This window comes from Aliiglaciecola sp. CAU 1673, from assembly GCF_029223185.1.
Lineage (GTDB): Bacteria > Pseudomonadota > Gammaproteobacteria > Enterobacterales > Alteromonadaceae > Bowmanella.
The window spans coordinates 1-19016 of sequence record NZ_JARHUG010000006.1; the positions used below are offsets into that span (position 1 = coordinate 1).

A 19016-nucleotide genomic window follows, 5' to 3' on the forward strand; every position below is an offset into this window, starting at 1 on the left:
TACATTGAAGTTGATTACAACCGGCAAAGAAGGCACAGTGCTCTGGGCTACCTGAGCCCGGAAAACTATGAGAAAAAACTAGCAGCTTAACCGGTGTCCACTTTTACTGGTGCAGATCAAAGTAACTGATTTTCCATATCTTATTGTTGATGCATTAACTTTTGTTAGTGTCTTGTCAACTTAATTCAACATGAAAGGTTCAATCTGGAGCTAATTGTTGAGAGAGAAAAGCTACCCTGCTGCAAGGGCCGTGATAAACTACATGTACTAAAATTGCCGTGGCATAAAAATGGTGGTTACGGCGCCTCTCTGGCAATGATAATGATGTGTTGATAGCGCCCGTGCTTCAACGTCATCGCGCGAAATCCATGCGAAGTAAGACAAACCGGTTAATATTTGATTGGCAGATTGGTGTAAGAACGTGAATTGGTTATCTTAGTGCGTCCGTCAACGCCTCTTTAAAAACGTAAGTGCCAGCCTGCAAAAACATAAAGACTAAAAAGAATATGATGGACTCAATCTATAACCTGTCGAAGTCTCTAAAACAAGGGGGGTTGATAACGGTTGATATACTGCTAGTGGCCTTCTCAAGTTACTGCGTTGTCTACCTCTATTCAAAAGGTGAAGTTCCGTTTTCAGTATGGTTAACCATTGCTTCTGTCACTAGTATTATCGCCATTTATACATATCATCGGGTAGGTTTATATGATTCTGTTCTCCGATTTATAACCGATGATTTGTTCAGGTCTATTATTGTCGGAACAAGTTTTGTTTCCGCATCTTTTTTGATTGTGTCTCAGTTTATTTCTGACAGTATTCCTGTTGTCGGTAGTCTTGTTTTTGGTTCGATCGCCTTTTTATTAACCAGTGTTCTGCGGTTTCTTTTGAGAGATTATATTAAAAGCAGGAGCACTGGTCATTATCCGGTAATAGTATACGGTGCCGGGTCTGCCGGCAGACAATTGGTCTCCGCATTACATGCTGGTGATGAGTATAAGGTAGTAGCCTTCCTCGATGACGATAAGAGGGCGCAAGGTAAGCGAATTCAAGGGCTTAAAATTTATGGAATTTCTTCGATTTCACGCCTTATAAACGAGTTCGGGGTCCGAAAGGTTTTGTTGGCCATTCCTTCAGCTACGCCGAAACAACGTAAAAGGGTGATCTCTCTGTTAGAGAAATATCCTGTTGAGGTAAAAACTGTTGCCGGCGCTGCAGAGATCATTAGTGGTTCTGTTCAGATTACCCAATTGCGCGATGTGGCAATAGAGGATTTGCTTGGGCGTGAACCGGTGAAGCCCGTCAATCAGTTGATGCGGGAGTGTGTGGAAGATAAGTCTGTGATGGTCACGGGCGCAGGTGGCTCAATTGGATCGGAGTTATGCAGGCAGTTATTGCTTTGTAATCCATCCAAGCTGGTATTGTTTGAAATGTCAGAGTTCGCCTTGTATTCCATAGAAAGAGAGCTTCGACAGCGCCTAGTTTCATTGGCTTATGATGTTGAAATAGTCCCAATTTTGGGTTCAGTTCTGAATAAGCAACTCCTGGAAAGAATTATGGCCTCTGCTAGAGTCGACACTGTCTATCATGCGGCGGCCTACAAACATGTACCATTGGTAGAGTATAACGTGGCTGAGGGGGTTCAGAACAATGTCTTTGGTACTCTTTACTGTGCTCAAGCAGCTCGAGAATCAGGAGTGAGTCATTTTGTTCTGGTTTCAACTGATAAGGCAGTAAGACCTACTAACTTTATGGGAGCTACTAAGAGAACCGCTGAACTTGTTTTGCAAGCAATGGCACTGGAGAATAGCCAGACCAAGTTTTCCATGGTCAGATTTGGAAATGTATTGGGTTCCTCAGGATCTGTAGTGCCTCTGTTTAAAGAACAAATAGAAAGTGGTGGTCCGGTCACCGTTACTCACAAAGATATCACGCGCTACTTTATGACTATCCCGGAAGCCTCACAGCTAGTAATTCAAGCTGGCGCTATGACCAAGGGCGGGGATGTATTTGTTCTAGATATGGGTGAGCCAGTAAGAATTGCCGATCTGGCTGAGAAAATGATTCACCTGATGGGCTTTAAGGTTAAAGACCCTAATCTTGGGGGAGATGGCATAGAGATTGTGTATACAGGATTGCGGCCTGGTGAAAAACTTTACGAAGAACTTTTAGTTGGTACTGATGTTGAGGGAACCATTCACCCAAGAATAATGACCGCCAATGAGGTTTCGGTCAGTCTACATGACTTAAGCTTGAAGCTTGAGCAGCTATTAGCCGCATGTGAAATAAATGACTGCAACAGAATTAGAGATATATTCTTCAGTCTACCAATTGAATTTTCTCACAAGAAAATTAGTGATTACTTGTGGGATGATGATTTGCAAACCATACCAAGACGTGTTGGTAATGTTGTAACAATAAATACTCAAGGATAGGTTATATTGCCTTTAACTTGGGTGTGGTGAGGCAATGAAAGGATGAAAGTAACAGTATTTGGGGTTGGCTACGTAGGCTTGGTTCAAGGAGCGGTGCTGGCTGAAGTGGGGCACAACGTGGTTTGTGTGGATGTGGATCCGGCCAAAGTGGAACTGCTGAATAAGGGCGGCATTCCTATTTATGAACCTGGGTTGGAGAACCTGGTTAAACGCAATGCCCAGGAAGGGCGTCTGCGCTTCACCACCGACGCTCGTGAAGGTGTCGAGCATGGTGAAATTATTTTTATCGCCGTCGGAACTCCCCCCGATGAAGATGGTTCAGCTGATCTAAAGTATGTGCTGGCGGTGGCAAAGACGGTCGCCGAACAGATGAGTAAGCCCCGCATCGTCGTGAATAAAAGCACCGTACCTGTAGGTACGGCCGACAAAGTAAAAATGGTGTTGGCGGAGACGCTGGCGGCCCACGGTAAGGCGCTCGCTTTTGATGTGGTCTCCAATCCTGAATTCTTAAAAGAAGGCGCGGCGGTCAGCGATTGTATGCGTCCGGACAGGATTATCCTGGGGACCGATTCGGCAACCGCTGAAAAAAAGCTGCGTCAACTCTATGCGCCATTCAATCGTAACCATGACAAAATCTTTGTGATGGATGTTCGCAGTGCCGAACTAACAAAGTATGCGGCAAACTGTATGCTCGCCACCAAAATCAGCTTTATGAACGAAATGGCCAACCTGGCCGAGCAATTTGGTGCCGATATTGAGAACGTACGCCGTGGCATTGGCTCTGATCCCCGAATTGGCTACCACTTTATCTACGCCGGTTGTGGCTATGGAGGCTCTTGTTTTCCAAAGGACGTGCAAGCATTGGTCAGAAGCGCCACAGCAGTGGGGTATGAGTCAAAAATATTACAGGCTGTGGAAAGCGTTAACCAGGCACAGAAGCACAAGCTGTTTTCCTACATCCATAAGCACTTCGATGGTCAGTTAAAGGGTAAAACGGTAGCGTTATGGGGGCTCTCCTTTAAACCAAACACCGACGATATGCGTGAAGCATCAAGCCGTGTTTTGATGGAGCAGCTATGGCAAGCAGGTGCTAAGGTGCAGGCTTTTGATCCCCAGGCCATGGAAGAAACTCAACGAATCTATGGCCATCGGGAAGACTTAAACTTGGTTGGCACCAAGGAAGCGGCGCTGTCAGGTGCCGATATGTTGGTGGTGTGCACGGAATGGCAAATGTTTAAAGCGCCGGATTTCGATTTTATTAAAGAACGCTTGAGCCAACCTGTAATATTTGACGGCCGTAATTTGTATGAACCTGAGCAGATGCAGGAATTAGGTTTCGACTACTATGGCATTGGCCGTGGCAAGTCAATTCAAGGAGCAGTTCTGTGAAATCAAAGATGAAAGCGGTTATCCCCGTTGCCGGACTAGGCACACGCATGCTGCCAGCCACCAAAGCTATCCCCAAGGAAATGCTGCCGGTGGTGGATAAGCCGCTGATTCAATATGTGGTTAGTGAATGTATTGCTGCGGGTATAAAGCAAATCGTGCTGGTCACCCACGCCAGTAAAAACAGCATTGAGAACCACTTCGATACCAGCTTTGAACTGGAAGCCACCCTTGAAAAACGGGTAAAACGCCAATTGCTAGACGATGTGAAGGCCATCTGTCCTAAAGATGTGACCATTATGCATGTGCGTCAGGGCGTCGCCAGGGGATTAGGCCATGCCATTCTGTGCGCCCGGCCCTTGGTCGGCGATCATGAATTTGCAGTGGTATTGCCGGACGTTTTGATTGATGAAGCCAGCAGTAACCTCAGGCAAGATAACCTGGCTGAAATGGTGGTGCGCTTTCAGGAGACCGGGCACAGCCAAATTATGGTTGAGCAGGTCCCTCATCATCTCATCAGCCAGTTTGGGGTGGTGGATATTGGTGAACATAAACCTAAAGCCGGAGAATCGGCACCTATTACCAAAATAGTGGAAAAGCCTGCCGCGGATGAGGCGCCCTCCGACCTCGCAGTCGTGGGACGTTACGTATTGTCTTCAGCTATCTGGGATTTGTTGGAGTACACGCCCCCCGGAGCTGGCGATGAAATTCAACTGACCGATGCCATCGCTGCACTGATGAAAGTAGAGCAAGTAGACGCTTACTATATGAAAGGGAAGAGCCACGATTGTGGCAGCAAGCTGGGCTATATGAAGGCCAGTGTGGAATATGCGCTGCGCCACCCGGAACTCGGAAATGACTTTGCAGATTATTTAAAGTCGCTCAGACTCTAGATACAAGTCAGTTATTCAAGGGAATTGGCATGATCAAGGTTTTGGCATTTTCAGGCAGCGCCCGTCAGGGTTCTTTCAATCAAAAGCTGGTGGCCATCGCTGCCGAAGGTGCCAGGCAGGCTGGCGCCGAAGTGACGTTGATTTCCCTGGGTGATTTCCCGATGCCAATTTACAACCAAGACCTGGAAAAACAGCAAGGTTTGCCCGAAAAGGCCCTGGCGTTCAAACAGCTGTTGCAAAGCCATGACGGCTTACTGATAGCCTCCCCTGAATACAACAGCGCCTTTAGTCCCCTGCTTAAAAACGCCATCGACTGGGCGTCCCGCACCCACGAGCAAGGTGAGCCTGGTCTATCTGCTTACCAAGGCAAAGTTGCCGGCATTATGGCCGCTTCCCCCGGCGCATTAGGCGGCCTGCGCGGTTTAGTGTTTTTGCGCATGCTGTTGGAAAATATCGGCGTGATGGTGCTGCCTGGTCAGCGTGCAATCGGACAGGCCGCTCAGGCATTTAATGAAAAAGATGATCTCAAAGATGAAGCACAGCGTCAGGCGGTAATGGCAATTGGCTCCAAGCTGGTAGATACCTTAACAAAGCTCAGAGGAAGATAGCTATGGAGCATGGTCTGATTCACGCTTTTTTGCTGGACGGGAAAGGGGGCGCGAAGGCACTTAACTGGCCAGAAGTCAGGGAGTGGCAGCCATCTCAGGGACTGTTGTGGGTTCATCTTGATTACAGCCAGCCTCAGGTGCAAAGCTTTTTGGAGGAGCAAGCGGCAATCAATCCGTTGGTCGCTGAAGCACTGCAAAGCGGTGAAACCCGTCCCAGAGCCACACGTATCGATAATGGCCTGCTAATGGCCCTTCGCGGTATCAACCTGAATCCCGGCGCAGAGCCAGATGACATGGTGTCAGTGCGCATCTGGGCTGAGCAAAGCAGGGTGATCAGTACCAGAAAAAGGCGCCTGATGTCGGTTACCGATGTGGCTGAGGAGCTGATTGCCGGAAGCGGTCCCCGTGCCATCGATGAGCTACTCTCTGCATTGCTGGACAGGTTGGTTTCACGGATGTCTGACACCGTGGATGTGTTCGAGGATCAGGTTGCCGAGTTTGAAGAGCAGGCCTTGGAGAAGCAAACCCCCGAGATGCGCGCTGAATTGGGGCATTTTCGTCGCCAAATTATAGCTCTTCGCCGCTATTTAGCCCCTCAACGAGAAGCCATTTCGCAGCTTCTTAATGACAAATCCGAATGGCTGAGTCGTGATACTCGCCTGCAAATGCAGGAAACCCAAGACCGTCTCATCCGTCATATTGAAGACTTGGATGCGGTGCGTGAACGTGCGGCGGTGACACAGGAAGAAATTGGCAATCAGCTGTCAGAGCAGCTCAACAGCCGTATGTATGTGCTCTCCATTGTGGCGGCTTTCTTTTTGCCGTTGGGTTTTCTGACCGGGTTACTGGGGATCAACGTAGGCGGCATCCCAGGGGCCGACAGTGAATTGGGCTTTGGTATCTTTATTGGCATGCTCATCGCCATTTGCATAGTGCAAATTTTTTGGTTTAGGCGTAAGGGCTGGATGTAGTCAGTTTCTTCGCACAGCCACTGGTCTCAGTTTTTCAGCTATATTTCTCACAACAGATTGTTTTCGTCGGTCACCCGGCGCTACTATAAAAACTCCCATTAGGGATCAACAGGTGTTTAAGTGTTCGCCTTACTCCAATGCCTATTTAGCATAGGCATGCTTTGCCTGATTAGCGACCTGACCATTGAGTCGTTGAATCAGGGAGATTCCTCAGCACAAGTTCTGCAAATTGCAGATCCAGAATTTCTCGACGCCGATGATTCGGACAAGCCTGTTGTTGCATGTGCTGACCACACAGCCGTAACGCTTCAAGTTCAATTGCATGGTGCCTTTGCTTCTGTTTTCCTGATTAAACGATGGGCAGAATGGCCTAGCGTCCGAGGTCCCCCCCATTTCTCCTGAAAATTCGTTATCTTTTTTATTATCAGGAGAAATTTATGAAGCATTATCAAGCTATTAAGACGCTGCCACTAGGCTCAGTTAATCGTTTTTGTCATCCCAATAGTATGCCAGCGCTGACGCTGGACAGTCCTGCAACCCTTGTTGTCACCGACTTTACCCGGCGTCAGGCGCAAATCATCGATAAGGATGTCTCCATCGACCAGGCCTTATTTATGATGAAAAAAGGCCATGTGAAATCGAAGCTGGTCGTCGATATCGATGGTGGTTTTTTGGGGATCGTTTCCTATAACGATTTGATTAGCAGAAAAGTATTAATGACTGCAGTAGAGCGTGGATTAGAGCGCGCTGACCTTTGTGTGGCCGATGTGATGGTTGATAAGCAGCACCTGCACGGCATTCCCTATGAAAAGGTCACTCAGGCTTGTATCGGAGATGTGCTTAATACCCTTCAATCACTTGGCGACCAGCACATTCTGCTATTGGATAAAGATCAGCAATTACGTGGATTGATATCTGCCAGCGATATCGCTCGCGCCCTGCAGATCCCCCTGGATATCAACTCAAAAGCGCACAGCTTTGTGGATATCTTCAAGGTCCTGCACGACCATCGCGAACTGGCTTAAGCCCCTTTTGGGGCAAGTCAGTCTTGCCCCAATCCTTGTCTTTTGAATAAACTACCTCCTGTCCCGCAAGGAAGCACAGGACTTGCCTTGTATGCTCAACCTAGAAGGAATCTTATGTTGAACCCGGTGAAATCCCGTTTTTGCATTGTCTTTGTCGCATTTGTCATGCTCACAGCTTGTGGCGGAGGCGGCAGCAGTTCATCCCCCGCGCCAATTATTACGCCTACCAATCCGGGCAATACCGATGTTGTGTCTTGGCAGGCTGGGGTCTATCCATCATCGGAAAACCTTAAGGATTTTTGCCAAGCGCCCAGAGCCGGTATCGATCCTTTTGAACAACAACCCTATCCGGATAAAACCGGCAGCGCGCTGCAGGAAAAGCTGTGGCTGCGTTCATGGAGCCATGAAAGCTATCTCTGGTATCAGGAATTGCCAGACATAAATCCCGCCAATTACAACGTTCAGGATTACTTTGAGCTGCTGCGTACTGACGCGCTCACCGATTCGGGGAATGCCAAGGACAATTTTCATTTTTATATGGACACAGCTGAATATCAGCGCCAGACCCAGACTGGCATCAGTTCTGGCTATGGAATTGAGTGGAAGGTAGACAGTACCCGCCCACCGCGCAGTTTCTACGTGGCCTTTGTGGAGCCTGACTCTCCGGCACAGACTGCCGGAATTAAACGTGGTGACAAGTTAACGGCCGTCAACAATGTGGATTTTGTCAATGACAATACCCAATCTGGAGTCAGTGCGCTCAACGATGGTCTGTTTCCGTCTGATGTAGGTGAGTTACATGTCTTTGAATTCGAAACTATGGAAGGGGAGTTGGTGACCCATGAGCTGGTCTCTGCCGATGTGCTGAGTATGCCCGTGCAGCATGTCAAAATTCTCGATGCTGCGGTTGGAAAAGTCGGATATATGCTGTTTAACAGTCATATTGCCATGGCTCAGGCGCAACTGATTGATGCTGTGCAGCGGTTCCAAAGCCAAGGGATAAGCGAATTGGTAGTGGACCTTCGTTATAACGGCGGCGGTTTGCTGGCATTGGCCTCCCAGCTTGCCTATATGGTTGCCGGCAATGATGCTATTCAAAATCGTCCTTTTGAAACCACCCAATTTAATGGCAAGTGGCAGCGGGATGAGGCTTTGCCTTTCCTCGATGAAGTGGTGGACTACGATCGTTTTGTCACCACAGGTCAGTTGCTACCCAGCTTACATCTTAACCGTGTCTTCGTGCTCACCACCGATGCTACCTGCTCGGCCAGCGAATCCTTTATCAATGCCCTGCGCGGTGTTGATCTGGAGGTCATTCAAATTGGCGGCACCACCTGCGGCAAGCCTTACGGCTTTTATCCCGAAGATAACTGCGGCACCACCTATTTTACTATTCAGTTTAAAGGCGTGAATGCCAAGGGTTTTGGCGAATATGCCGATGGTTTCAGTCCGGTCGAGGCCCCTGTTTATAATGCCGATGTAAGAGGCTGTCCGCTGGCCGATGATCTCAGTCATGACTTAGGCGATCCTGGCGAGGGATTGCTGGCCACGGCATTGTCATTTGCACAAGAGGGGAGCTGTCCGGTTGTACCCGCGAAATTCGATGCGGTGGTGCAGAGATCTGTGGCTGAGAGTGAATTCAACGCATCCGGCAAAGCGGTGCGGGATCCCAGAACGCACTTTAGGGTGCGTGAGAATGCTATCAAGCAACCGGTGCGTCAGAGCGAAGCGAACTAATCCTTTATCCGGCCCCTGCTGCGGGCCGGTTTTCTCCTTTTTCAAGCTTGCTCCGACTGTCATTCGCCAACGAAATCCGCTAAGATTCGCCTCCTTCCAAAGAGTAAGTGAATTGCGGATTTATGTTTGAAATCAACCCGGTAAAAAACGCCATCCTCGATGTCCGGGAGCGCACTGCGGCGCTTAGGGGGTATCTTTGACTTCGATACCAAGCAAGAGCGTTTGGAGGAAGTCAGCCGTGAACTGGAAAGTGCCGATGTCTGGAATACACCGGAGCGCGCACAAGCCCTAGGCAAAGAAAAGGTCGCCCTGGAAAAAGTGGTGGAAACCATTGTTGAGCTGGAAAAGGGCACTGAAGATGTCGAAGGTCTTTTGGAGTTGGCCGTTGAAGCCGAAGACGAGGAAACCTTCGAAGAAGCCAAAAGTGAGCTGGACGGACTGATTGCCAAGCTTGAAGATCTGGAGTTCCGTCGTATGTTCTCCGGCCCCAATGATAGCAACGATTGTTATCTGGATATTCAGTCCGGCTCTGGCGGTACCGAAGCCCAGGACTGGGCCAATATACTGCTGCGTATGTACCTGCGTTGGGGCGAAGACCATGGCTTTAAAACCGAATTGATCGAGGTCTCAGAAGGGGAAGTGGCCGGTATCAAGAGTGCTACCATCCGCTTCGAGGGTGAGTATGCTTTTGGTTGGCTGCGCACCGAAACCGGCGTTCATCGTCTGGTACGTAAGTCGCCGTTCGATTCCGGCAACCGACGCCATACCTCATTTGCCTCGGCCTTCGTGTATCCGGAAATCGATGACGATATCGAAATTGAGATCAATCCGGCAGATTTACGCATCGATACCTACCGTGCCTCAGGTGCCGGTGGTCAGCACGTTAACCGGACCGATTCAGCGGTACGTATTACTCACGTGCCCTCAGGTATTGTTGTGCAGTGCCAGAATGACCGCTCGCAGCACAAAAACAAGGATCAGGCCTTTAAACAGCTCAAAGCCAAGCTGTATGAAATGGAAATGATGAAACAAAACGAGCAGAAGCAGGCTTTAGAAGACAGCAAGTCGGATATTGGCTGGGGCAGCCAAATCCGCTCTTATGTGCTCGATGATTCCCGTATCAAGGATTTGCGTACCGGGGTCGAAACCAGAAATACCCAGGCAGTATTGGATGGCGGTCTGGATAAGTTTATTCAAGCCAGCCTTAAATCAGGCCTCTAAGCGGAACAAGCAGATGACAGATATTCAGCAAGACGAAAATAAGTTGATTGCCGAGCGACGTGCCAAATTGGCGGACATTCGCCAAAAATGTAAGGCCAATGCGCATCCTAATGAGTTTCGCCGAGAGCATTACAGTGGCGATCTGCAAGCCGAATACGGTGATAAAACCAAGGAAGAGTTAGAAGCTCTGGGCAAAGAGGTCACTATTGCGGGTCGGATTCTGGCAAAGCGCGGCCCATTCTTGCTGCTTCAGGATATGAAAGGCCGTATCCAGGCATATGCAGACAAAGCCGCACAACAGGCTATCAAAGAGCGCTACGGTAGTTTAGATATCGGCGATATCATCGGCGTTAAAGGCATGTTGCATAAGTCCGGCAAAGGCGATCTATATGCGAATATGGAAACCTTCGAGCTGCTGACTAAGTCTCTGCGCCCGTTGCCTGAAAAATTCCACGGGCTGGCCGATCAGGAAACCAAATATCGTCAGCGCTATGTTGATCTGATCATGAGTGAGCAGACCCGCGAAACCTTCCGTGTGCGTAGCCAAATTATCAGCGGCATCCGTAAGTTCCTGACCGAAAGGGAGTTTATGGAAGTGGAAACGCCGATGCTGCAGGTTATCCCCGGCGGCGCCAGTGCCAAGCCTTTTGTGACGTATCACAACGCCCTGGACTTGGATATGTACCTGCGTATCGCTCCCGAGCTGTATCTGAAGCGCCTGGTGGTGGGCGGCTTTGAGCGTGTGTTTGAGATCAACCGTAACTTCCGTAACGAAGGCTTGTCCACTCGTCATAACCCCGAATTCACCATGATCGAATTCTACCAGGCCTATGCCGACTACCATGATCTGATGGACTTGACTGAAGACATGCTGCGTACCCTGGCCAAAGATGTACTGGGTACCACTGAGGTCATCAACACCGTCCGAGACAGCGAAGGCAATGTTCTGGAAGAGAAGCGTTATGACTTTGCGCAGCCCTTCACGCGCTTAAGCATGGCGGATGCGGTGCTGAAATACTGGCCTGAAGCGGACGAGAAAGCCATTCGTGACCCGCAAAATCATCTGGACAGTCTGCGCGCCATGGCTAAGAAGCTACACATCAAAGAGCCAGCGGTGGAAGGTATATGGGGACCAGGTAAATATCTGTGTGAGATTTTTGAGGCAACCGCCGAGCATAGGCTCGACCAGCCTACTTTTATCACCGAATATCCCTGGGAAGTGTCGCCCTTAGCCCGTCGTAATGACGACAATCCTTTTGTCACCGACCGTTTCGAGTTCTTCGTTGGCGGCCGCGAGCTGGCTAATGGCTTCTCTGAGCTCAATGATGCCGAAGATCAGGCCGCCCGCTTCCGTAAGCAGGTGGAAGAGAAGGATGCCGGTGATGATGAAGCCATGCATTATGACGATGATTATATCCGTGCCCTGGAATATGGATTGCCGCCAACGGCCGGTGAAGGCATAGGTATCGATCGTCTGGTCATGTTGTTCACCGACAGCCCCAGTATCAAAGACGTTATCCTGTTCCCGCATATGCGTCCTCAGGCTGCCGAATAGAGCGCGACAAGACCATGATTGAGAAAAATGCCGCTTCAGCGGCATTTTTTATGTCTGCAAACTTTTATTGCTGCTTTTTTGTGCCAAGCTTTCAAAGAGTTACATTTGGAGGCGTTATGAAAACCAGTATTCTCTTATCAACAGCTGCCGCCGTTTTTTCGGCAAGTTGTATGGCCGACACCATCAGTATCCGGGCTGACGATTGGTTTCCCATCAATGGCCAGCCGGATGCCGCCAAACCCGGTTTTATGATTGAACTGGCCACCCGTATATTCACCGAAGCAGGGCATGAAGTGGATTACAAGCTGATGCCTTGGGAGCGGGCTGTGGACTCGGTACGAAAAGGAGAATTCGATTGTGTGGTTGGTGCCTATAAAGAGGATGCACCGGATTTTATATTTCCCAATGAAAACTGGGGCATTGACGATACTGGCTTTTTCGTCAAAGAGGGGGATAGCTGGACATATTCAGGTCCAGATTCCTTGCTGCAGCGCAAAGTGGCGGTGATCAACGGGTACGCCTATGGCGACACGCTGGACAAGCTTATTGAAGATAACCCCTCGGTTTTTCAAGGCTTAGGTGGCAGTGATGCGCTGGAGAAAAACGTTAAAAAACTGGAGGCGGGCAGAGCGGATGTCATCATAGAAAGCCCCAGTGTGATGCAGGCCAAGCTTAAAGAAATGGGGGTGTCGGGCATAGTGCTGGCAGGCACCCTGGATGAGCCTTCTGAGATTTATATTGCCTGCTCTCCGGCGAAAGACAGCTCCAAGCAGTATATGGATTTGGTTGATAAAGGAACGGCAAAACTACGGGCATCAGGAGAACTTGCCAAGATCATGGAGAGCTATGGTCTCGAAGACTGGAAATAACTGACAGTAATGGCAAAAAGAAGGCGCGGATATCTGCGCCTTCTTTGTTTCAACAGAGATTAATGATGGTGACCGCAGCCATCGCCACTGTGCACATGGCCGTGAGCCAGCTCTTCTGCCGTAGCCTCTCTTACTTCAATGATTTCCACATCAAAGTTCAGATCAACACCAGACAATGGATGGTTACCATCCACTATTACCTCGTCATCGGTCACTTCGACAATCATCACAGACTGCTCGCCATCGTCGGTGGTAGCTCGAAATTGCATGCCTGGCTCCACTTCCATGTCTTCAAATAAGGTTTTGGAAACCACCTGTACCAACTCATCCTGTCTTTCACCATAAGCATCTTTGGCCGCCACGTTCACGCTAAAGGCATCGCCAGCAGATTTGCCTAGCAATGCATCTTCCAATCCCTGAATCAGATATCTTTGGCCATGGATAAAGCTCATGGGGTCGCCATCGCGAGAACTGTCGATTTGTGCCCCTTCAGCGGTGCTGACGGTGTAGTGCATGGTGACGACTTTGTTGGGGGATATTTTCATCTTAGACTTCCAATTGATAAGGGAGAGGTTGCACCTCAAGCAACGTCTCAGGATAACTCTTGCTGCGAAGCTGCTCACCTGCCGGAGTGTCATTGGCCAGCACGGCGATAAGCCAGGTTTGTTCTTTCCAGGTGGCACAGCTTAACACAGTGCCGCCCGGACGCCAGTTGTCACCCGCGCGACTTTCCAGGAGTTCGCCGGGCGCAAGTTTTAACAGGGTTTCAGCACCAAGCACAAAGGCCGCACGCTTGTTGCGTCCCAGATATTTGGCTCGGGCAACCACCTCCTGACCCATGTAGCAGCCTTTCTTAAAGCTGATGGCGTCAAGCACATGCATATTCAGCATCTGCGGAATAAATTCTGCTTGTGTGGATTCACAAATAACCGGCTCACAGGCTCGGATGTCAAGCAAGGTCCACAGGTTGGCCGAGGCAAGCAAAGGCTCAAGTTGCTGTTTTAATTCAATCGCACACTTCTCTGTAAGCAACAGCAGATAACGTGGCGATGGCGCCGGCAGATAGATGGCTACGCCCTTGTCCTGACTTACCACCGGAGTTTGCGCATCCGGCAGTTTGTCAAATTGGTCGATGATCCAAGCTTGCAGCCGTGGACCTTGGCCACCAAAAGCCTCTAAAGCGCTCTGCATGGCGATATCGACCTTGGAAAAAACGCCATATTTTTTAAGTTCAGCTAAAGAGCGTGGCAAGGCACTTTTATCGGCTAACAGTAATAAACTCTCCTGCCAGGCAACCAAGCGGTAGACGGCCCATATTTTGCCCTTGGCATCGCAATGACAAGCCAGGGCGGTTTGCGCAGACGCTGGCTCGCTGAAGTAGCGAGTGAGGTCCTGTGTAAGTTGGCTTTGCAGGTAAGTGATCTTGTCAGTACCTGAAACAGAAACCAGGCCCAATTGCGGCAAAGGACAGACAAAATCTTGAGGTAGGGGCGGAAACTGAAGCATAGAAAAACAGAACAGCGATAAATGAATTCAATGGCCTTATTATGGGGGCATGTCAATTGGATACAAGCCAAGGTAAGTTGATACTGTTAAACTACCGGCATAAGTTTGACATCCGCTTGGATAGCGATGAAAAGGATACTAAATGTTTTCAGAACAAAGAGCTAAGCGAATAGGGTGGGCATGCCGTCGCGGTATGCTGGAGTTAGATGTTTTATTTCGACCTTTCTATGAACAGCAGTTTCTGACATTGGACGATGAGGACAAAGAAACCTTTGAACGTCTCCTGACTTGTGACGACCCCGATTTATATGCTTGGGTGATGGGACATCAGGCCTGTACAGATGCCAAGCTGGCGGCCATGGTAGACAAGATTGTCAACCGAGGCAGAGTATAGGATCAGCACGCGCCGCTCCAGACTCAGCTTCTATGCTGTGCTGGCGGTTCATGCGTTGCTGCTGGGCGCTATATTATTGTGGCAGCCGCAGGTGTGGCATTGGCAGAGCTTTGCTCAGTGGGGGTTGGCACTTGCAGTGGTGCTTTCGGCAATAACGTCCGCATTCAGGAAAACCCGGACCCGGGTGTTTAATCTGGATGAGCAAGGCCACTGGCTATATCTTGATGAAGAAGGGCAACCTCTGCAAATTGATCCAGATTCAAGAATCAGCCCATTGATGCTGTGGATTTGTCTGAGGCCACGCTTCAGCCATCAGCCAAAACAGTGGTTCTGGCTGTTTCGCGATGCCGTATCTGAGACTGATTACAGGCGTTTATGTCGCATTATCAGGCGCATCACCGTTTCCAAGGACGTTTCATGAGCGCCAAGCTTTTTACGCCGCAATCCCTGCCTTACATACCCACTTTGCTACTAAAAGCAGCGCTTAAACGTCCCCAACATATTGCACATCCTTGCCTGCCGGATACGGTATTACGCTGCCAGGGAATGCAGGTTGCTGGTGATCGGCAGCGCGCCTATCAAAGCTTACTTCCCTGGCCTCAGCAGGGTGCTGTGCATCCCGCTTGGATCCACTGCCTGGCAATGCCTCTGCATCTGATGTTATTGCTGGATAAAGGTTTTCCATTTCGGGTAATGGGCCTGGTGCATATGGAAAATCAGATCACGCAATACCGTGCGTTGGGTCTTGATGAGAAGCTGGATATTGTCTGTGAATTGGCGGACCTCCAACCTCACCGGTTGGGCTGGCAATTCAGTATTGTGACCAAGGTGACCTCTGCCGATGTGCTGATCTGGGAAGCGAAGAGCATTAACCTGGCTCGTCACGGCAAAGCCCCTGCAAAAACACTATCTTCAGTACAAGATCTGCAGCAAGTTGATGAGATTTGGCATCTTGATGACGATCTTGGTCGACAGTACGCCAAGGTATCCGGTGACTATAACCCTATCCATTTGTACCCCTGGTCGGCACGCTTGTTTGGCTTTAACGCCCCCATCGCCCATGGTATGTGGAGTAAAGCTCGCTGCATCAGTGCTTTGTCTTCAGTGCTCGGCGAGCGATTTCGCATATCGGTCAGTTTTCGCAAACCCATACTCTTGCCTTGCGATATAGGATTTTATGCGCATTCAGAGCCGCAAGGGGGGCGCTTCGGTTTGCTATCAGCAGATGGTTTAAGTACGCATTTTAGCGGTGATTATGAGTGTCTGACTGGCCGCTAAACGGCGGCCAGCGTGCCATTGCCTAGGGTGTCAGTATGGTGGGGGTAGGGTTGTCTACTTGCTCGGGATAGTCGAGGTTATAGTGCAGGCCACGACTTTCTTTTCTTTCCATAGCACAACGCACAATAAGTTCGGCTACGGTTACCAGATTTCGCAGTTCCAGCAGATTATTGCTGACCCGGAAATTGGCATAGTATTCCTGAATTTCCTGTTTCAGCAGCTCGATACGGCGCATCGCCCGTTCCAAACGTTTGTTGGTACGAACAATACCCACATAGTCCCACATAAAAAGACGCAACTCATGCCAGTTATGTTGAATAACCACTTCTTCGTCAGAGTTACCTACCTTGCTCTCATCCCAGGGGGCAATGTTTTCTTCCCGCTCGTCCTGAGTAAGGCGCGATTGAATATGCTCAGCCGCCGCATGGGCAAAAACAACACACTCCAGCAGCGAGTTACTGGCCATGCGGTTAGCGCCATGTAAGCCGGTGTAGGCCACTTCGCCAATGGCATAAAGGTTGTCGAGATCGGTACAGGCATTGAAGTCTGTCATTACGCCACCGCAACTATAGTGGGCCGCTGGTACCACCGGGATAGGCTCGCGGGTGATATCAATCCCTAACGAGCGGCATTTACGGTAGATAGTCGGAAAGTGCTTCACAATAAAATCAGCACTTTTGTGGCTGATATCCAGATACATACAATCGGCACCGAGGCGTTTCATCTCATAGTCGATGGCCCTGGCGACGATATCTCTGGGGGCAAGTTCTGCCCGCTCGTCAAACTTAGGCATAAAGCGGGTACCGTCGGCATGCTTTAAATAAGCGCCTTCACCGCGTAAAGCCTCAGTGATCAGGAAATTTCTTGCCTGTGGATGATACAAACAGGTGGGGTGGAACTGATTAAATTCCATATTGGCCACCCGACAGCCCGCACGCCAGGCCATAGCAATACCGTCGCCACTGGAAACATCAGGGTTCGAGGTATACTGATAAACCTTGCTGGCACCGCCTGTGGCGAGGGCCACAAAGCGGCTGCGAATAACCTCTACATGTTCACGGTTGCGGTTCCAGACATAGGCCCCGAGCACTTTCTTTTTGTGCTGACGGCTTTTAATCAGATCGACCGCGTTATAACGCTCAAACAGATGAATGTTGGGATGCTGGCGTACGGCGTCGACCAGGGTAGTTTGCACTGCCGCACCGGTGGCATCGGCTGCGTGCAGGATGCGCCTGTGGCTGTGTCCGCCTTCGCGGGTCAGGTGAAAACGTGAGCCACCATGGGGATCTCTCTCCTGATCGAAAGGCACACCGAAATTGATCAACCATTCAAGCGCCTTCTTGGCGTTGGAGGCGGTGAATTCCACAGCAGCCTTTTCACACAGACCGGCACCTGCTTCCATGGTGTCCTGCACATGGGAGTCAATAGAGTCATCCTCGTCAAACACCGCCGCGATGCCGCCTTGGGCATACATGGTCGAGCCCTCAGCAACCGGTCCTTTACTCAACACAATAATTTGGCAATGGTTGGCCAATTTCAGAGCAAGGCTCAGGCCGGCAGCGCCACTACCGATGATCAGAAGATCGCAATGATGTTCAACTGCTTGATTCATGAGTAAACTGTTCGGGTTCCGTTGGTCTCAGTTAGTCTTTTTTGGACACCATCAGAGCATTAGCCGAAAGAGGCCGTTTGCCAGCTGCTGCGCCAAGCGTATCAGGCTTGCGCCATGATACTATCGAATGGTCCAGGTATATACACTAACTCGCTGAGACTGGATGACGAGAAGCATATTTTTTGCGGTTAGCAACTTTTTTCCGAACTTTTAATCAACTGCACAGTCTACTTAGGTGCTTGTATGAGCCTAAGCATCAAATAAAAAAGCAGTTTAAGGGAGATGTGGCTCTAGATGAGCGAGCAACAGACAGATCAGCAACTGGTAGAACGGGTGCAGCAGGGTGATAAGAACGCCTTTAATTTGTTGGTGATTAAATACCAACACAAAGTGGCTCACCTGGTATCCAGATATGTGAAAAACACCGGCGATGTTGCAGATGTGGCCCAAGAGACCTTTATTAAGGCTTATCGGGCGCTCCCCAGTTTTAGAGGGGAGAGTGCGTTTTACACCTGGCTTTACAGGATTGCCGTTAACAGCGCCAAGAATTATTTGGTTGCTCAGGGACGCAAGCCGCCGGCCAATGATGTTGACGCCGAAGAAGCAGATTTTTACGATGGCAGTGATGCGTTAAAGGAAAATAGTTCACCTGAACGCACACTGATGTCGGAACAAATGGAGAAATTGCTGTTCGAAGCAGTGGATGCTTTACCTGAGGAATTACGTATGGCGATTACCTTACGTGAATTGGAAGGATTAAGTTATGAAGACATCGCGACTGTCATGGATTGCCCGGTAGGCACCGTTCGTTCGCGTATCTTCAGGGCGAGGGAAGCCATTGATAAGGTGATTCAGCCTCTCTTGCAACGCTAAGTGGTTCGTGAACCACTGCAATGTTTCACGGGCATAGTGATGCAGAACCAGGAAAAAACGATATGACGCAACAACAATCAGAACATTTGTCATCCATGATGGATGGGGAGCTATTGGATAATGATCAGTTCAATGCTCTTGCCAAAGACAGTCGGGTGGCCGACAAATGGCGCAGTTATCACCTGATTAGAGACGGTTTGCGAAAGGAGCTTCCGCCCACTTTGCATCTGGATATCAGTGCCAGGGTGGCGGCGGCTATCGAAGCTGAACCAGCCATTCTGGCCCCCCAACGCAAATCCAAATCCTTACCTTTGGTTGGGCACGTCATCCCTTGGATCCGGCAGGGCGGTCAGTTCGCCGTCGCCGCCTCGGTAGCTGCAGCGGTTATTTTGGGTGTACAGCAATTTAATCAGCCAACCCCGGAACAGCCCTTCAGCTCAGCCCCTGCCTGGCAATTGCCTGGTACGCAGATGGGCGGGTTGTCTCCCGTGAGTCTTGAACAGACTCATGTGATGCCAAGAGCCGATACCTTGGAGCAGAAACGTCGCATCAATGCTTATCTTGCCGATCATCAGCGGCAAATGCGGCTGAAGGCCGAAGAGCAAGCCGCTGCCCAGAAGCAGGAAGCCGAAGATTCCACTCAGCCTCAGCAATAA

19 protein-coding genes are annotated in these 19016 nt (G+C 49.8%); 16 read left to right on the plus strand and 3 right to left on the minus strand.

Going from position 1 to position 19016, the window contains the following annotated elements:
* From P2G88_RS19440 to P2G88_RS06960, 11 genes are all read left to right on the plus strand, one after another.
* Positions 1 to 90 (plus strand): IS3 family transposase (locus P2G88_RS19440; protein WP_345798877.1); only part of this gene is annotated, 90 nt, incomplete at its 5' end.
* A gap of 419 nt (positions 91 to 509) precedes the next feature.
* Positions 510 to 2432 carry a nucleoside-diphosphate sugar epimerase/dehydratase gene (locus tag P2G88_RS06915; RefSeq protein WP_275795081.1) on the plus strand — a complete coding sequence of 641 codons (1923 nt, stop codon included), beginning with the start codon at positions 510 to 512 and terminating at the stop codon, positions 2430 to 2432.
* Positions 2433 to 2474: 42 nt separating this feature from the next.
* On the plus strand, positions 2475 to 3821 hold the full coding sequence (locus tag P2G88_RS06920) for a UDP-glucose/GDP-mannose dehydrogenase family protein (protein ID WP_275795082.1): 1347 nt from the start codon (positions 2475 to 2477) through the stop codon (positions 3819 to 3821).
* Positions 3822 to 3829: 8 nt separating this feature from the next.
* The gene (gene galU / locus P2G88_RS06925) at positions 3830 to 4711 is read left to right on the plus strand and encodes a UTP--glucose-1-phosphate uridylyltransferase GalU (protein WP_275795324.1); all 882 of its coding nucleotides are present in this window, start codon (positions 3830 to 3832) and stop codon (positions 4709 to 4711) included.
* A 29-nt stretch (positions 4712 to 4740) separates the two neighbouring features.
* Positions 4741 to 5319 carry an NAD(P)H-dependent oxidoreductase gene (locus tag P2G88_RS06930; RefSeq protein WP_275795084.1) on the plus strand — a complete coding sequence of 193 codons (579 nt, stop codon included), beginning with the start codon at positions 4741 to 4743 and terminating at the stop codon, positions 5317 to 5319.
* 2 nt (positions 5320 to 5321) lie between these two features.
* Positions 5322 to 6290 carry a zinc transporter ZntB gene (zntB, locus tag P2G88_RS06935; RefSeq protein WP_275795085.1) on the plus strand — a complete coding sequence of 323 codons (969 nt, stop codon included), beginning with the start codon at positions 5322 to 5324 and terminating at the stop codon, positions 6288 to 6290.
* 437 nt (positions 6291 to 6727) lie between these two features.
* Positions 6728 to 7315, plus strand: coding sequence for a CBS domain-containing protein (locus P2G88_RS06940; protein ID WP_275795086.1), 588 nt, complete (start codon positions 6728 to 6730; stop codon positions 7313 to 7315).
* A 114-nt stretch (positions 7316 to 7429) separates the two neighbouring features.
* Positions 7430 to 9052: a S41 family peptidase gene (locus P2G88_RS06945; protein WP_275795087.1), complete on the plus strand. Its 1623-nt coding sequence runs from the start codon at positions 7430 to 7432 to the stop codon at positions 9050 to 9052.
* A 122-nt stretch (positions 9053 to 9174) separates the two neighbouring features.
* A protein-coding gene (gene prfB, locus P2G88_RS06950) for a peptide chain release factor 2 (RefSeq protein ID WP_275795088.1) occupies positions 9175 to 10273 on the plus strand; the annotation gives its coding sequence in 2 pieces (ribosomal slippage) (positions 9175 to 9249 and positions 9251 to 10273; 1098 coding nt in all).
* A gap of 13 nt (positions 10274 to 10286) precedes the next feature.
* On the plus strand, positions 10287 to 11828 hold the full coding sequence (gene lysS / locus P2G88_RS06955; protein ID WP_275795089.1) for a lysine--tRNA ligase: 1542 nt from the start codon (positions 10287 to 10289) through the stop codon (positions 11826 to 11828).
* Between the two features lie 116 nt (positions 11829 to 11944).
* Complete coding sequence (locus P2G88_RS06960) at positions 11945 to 12697, plus strand: transporter substrate-binding domain-containing protein (RefSeq protein ID WP_275795090.1); 753 nt, start codon at positions 11945 to 11947, stop codon at positions 12695 to 12697.
* 59 nt (positions 12698 to 12756) lie between these two features.
* Here P2G88_RS06960 and P2G88_RS06965 read toward each other — a convergent pair whose 3' ends face one another.
* Entirely contained in the window at positions 12757 to 13242 is a 486-nt protein-coding gene (locus P2G88_RS06965) for a peptidylprolyl isomerase (RefSeq protein ID WP_275795091.1), read from the minus strand.
* A gap of 1 nt (position 13243) precedes the next feature.
* Positions 13244 to 14203: a tRNA-modifying protein YgfZ gene (ygfZ, locus tag P2G88_RS06970; RefSeq protein WP_275795092.1), complete on the minus strand. Its 960-nt coding sequence runs from the start codon at positions 14201 to 14203 to the stop codon at positions 13244 to 13246.
* 142 nt (positions 14204 to 14345) lie between these two features.
* On the opposite strand from ygfZ, the gene P2G88_RS06975 reads away from it, so the two are divergent.
* The 3 genes from P2G88_RS06975 to P2G88_RS06985 are packed head-to-tail and all read left to right on the plus strand — an operon-like array spanning position 14346 to position 15875.
* A complete protein-coding gene (locus P2G88_RS06975) occupies positions 14346 to 14597 on the plus strand; it encodes a succinate dehydrogenase assembly factor 2 (protein WP_275795093.1) in 252 nt (83 codons plus the stop codon).
* A complete protein-coding gene (locus P2G88_RS06980; protein WP_275795094.1) occupies positions 14575 to 15018 on the plus strand; it encodes a protein YgfX in 444 nt (147 codons plus the stop codon). The genes P2G88_RS06975 and P2G88_RS06980 overlap by 23 nt, the downstream gene beginning before the upstream one ends.
* Positions 15015 to 15875, plus strand: coding sequence for a MaoC/PaaZ C-terminal domain-containing protein (locus tag P2G88_RS06985; RefSeq protein WP_275795096.1), 861 nt, complete (start codon positions 15015 to 15017; stop codon positions 15873 to 15875). Before P2G88_RS06980 ends, P2G88_RS06985 begins: the two co-directional genes overlap by 4 nt.
* Before the next feature lie 22 nt (positions 15876 to 15897).
* On the opposite strand, the gene nadB is transcribed toward P2G88_RS06985, so the two are convergent.
* On the minus strand, positions 15898 to 17487 hold the full coding sequence (nadB, locus tag P2G88_RS06990) for an L-aspartate oxidase (RefSeq protein WP_275795097.1): 1590 nt from the start codon (positions 17485 to 17487) through the stop codon (positions 15898 to 15900).
* A gap of 294 nt (positions 17488 to 17781) precedes the next feature.
* Between nadB and rpoE the strand changes: the two genes are divergently transcribed.
* Together rpoE and P2G88_RS07000 are read left to right on the plus strand one after the other, a co-directional pair.
* Positions 17782 to 18360: an RNA polymerase sigma factor RpoE gene (rpoE, locus tag P2G88_RS06995; protein ID WP_275795098.1), complete on the plus strand. Its 579-nt coding sequence runs from the start codon at positions 17782 to 17784 to the stop codon at positions 18358 to 18360.
* A gap of 62 nt (positions 18361 to 18422) precedes the next feature.
* Positions 18423 to 19016, plus strand: coding sequence for an RseA family anti-sigma factor (locus P2G88_RS07000; RefSeq protein ID WP_275795099.1), 594 nt, complete (start codon positions 18423 to 18425; stop codon positions 19014 to 19016).

Excerpts from the sequence above, each read along its gene's own strand:
- P2G88_RS06915 (WP_275795081.1), top strand. The coding sequence starts at position 510 with ATGGACTCAATCTATAACCTGTCGAAGTCTCTAAAACAAGGGGGGTTG.
- P2G88_RS06920 (WP_275795082.1), top strand. The coding sequence starts at position 2,475 with ATGAAAGTAACAGTATTTGGGGTTGGCTACGTAGGCTTGGTTCAAGGA.
- galU (WP_275795324.1), top strand. The coding sequence starts at position 3,830 with ATGAAAGCGGTTATCCCCGTTGCCGGACTAGGCACACGCATGCTGCCA.
- P2G88_RS06930 (WP_275795084.1), top strand. The coding sequence starts at position 4,741 with ATGATCAAGGTTTTGGCATTTTCAGGCAGCGCCCGTCAGGGTTCTTTC.
- zntB (WP_275795085.1), top strand. The coding sequence starts at position 5,322 with ATGGAGCATGGTCTGATTCACGCTTTTTTGCTGGACGGGAAAGGGGGC.
- P2G88_RS06940 (WP_275795086.1), top strand. The coding sequence starts at position 6,728 with ATGAAGCATTATCAAGCTATTAAGACGCTGCCACTAGGCTCAGTTAAT.
- P2G88_RS06945 (WP_275795087.1), top strand. The coding sequence starts at position 7,430 with ATGTTGAACCCGGTGAAATCCCGTTTTTGCATTGTCTTTGTCGCATTT.
- lysS (WP_275795089.1), top strand. The coding sequence starts at position 10,287 with ATGACAGATATTCAGCAAGACGAAAATAAGTTGATTGCCGAGCGACGT.
- P2G88_RS06960 (WP_275795090.1), top strand. The coding sequence starts at position 11,945 with ATGAAAACCAGTATTCTCTTATCAACAGCTGCCGCCGTTTTTTCGGCA.
- P2G88_RS06965 (WP_275795091.1), bottom strand. The coding sequence starts at position 13,242 with ATGAAAATATCCCCCAACAAAGTCGTCACCATGCACTACACCGTCAGC.
- ygfZ (WP_275795092.1), bottom strand. The coding sequence starts at position 14,203 with ATGCTTCAGTTTCCGCCCCTACCTCAAGATTTTGTCTGTCCTTTGCCG.
- P2G88_RS06975 (WP_275795093.1), top strand. The coding sequence starts at position 14,346 with ATGTTTTCAGAACAAAGAGCTAAGCGAATAGGGTGGGCATGCCGTCGC.
- P2G88_RS06985 (WP_275795096.1), top strand. The coding sequence starts at position 15,015 with ATGAGCGCCAAGCTTTTTACGCCGCAATCCCTGCCTTACATACCCACT.
- nadB (WP_275795097.1), bottom strand. The coding sequence starts at position 17,487 with ATGAATCAAGCAGTTGAACATCATTGCGATCTTCTGATCATCGGTAGT.
- rpoE (WP_275795098.1), top strand. The coding sequence starts at position 17,782 with ATGAGCGAGCAACAGACAGATCAGCAACTGGTAGAACGGGTGCAGCAG.
- P2G88_RS07000 (WP_275795099.1), top strand. The coding sequence starts at position 18,423 with ATGACGCAACAACAATCAGAACATTTGTCATCCATGATGGATGGGGAG.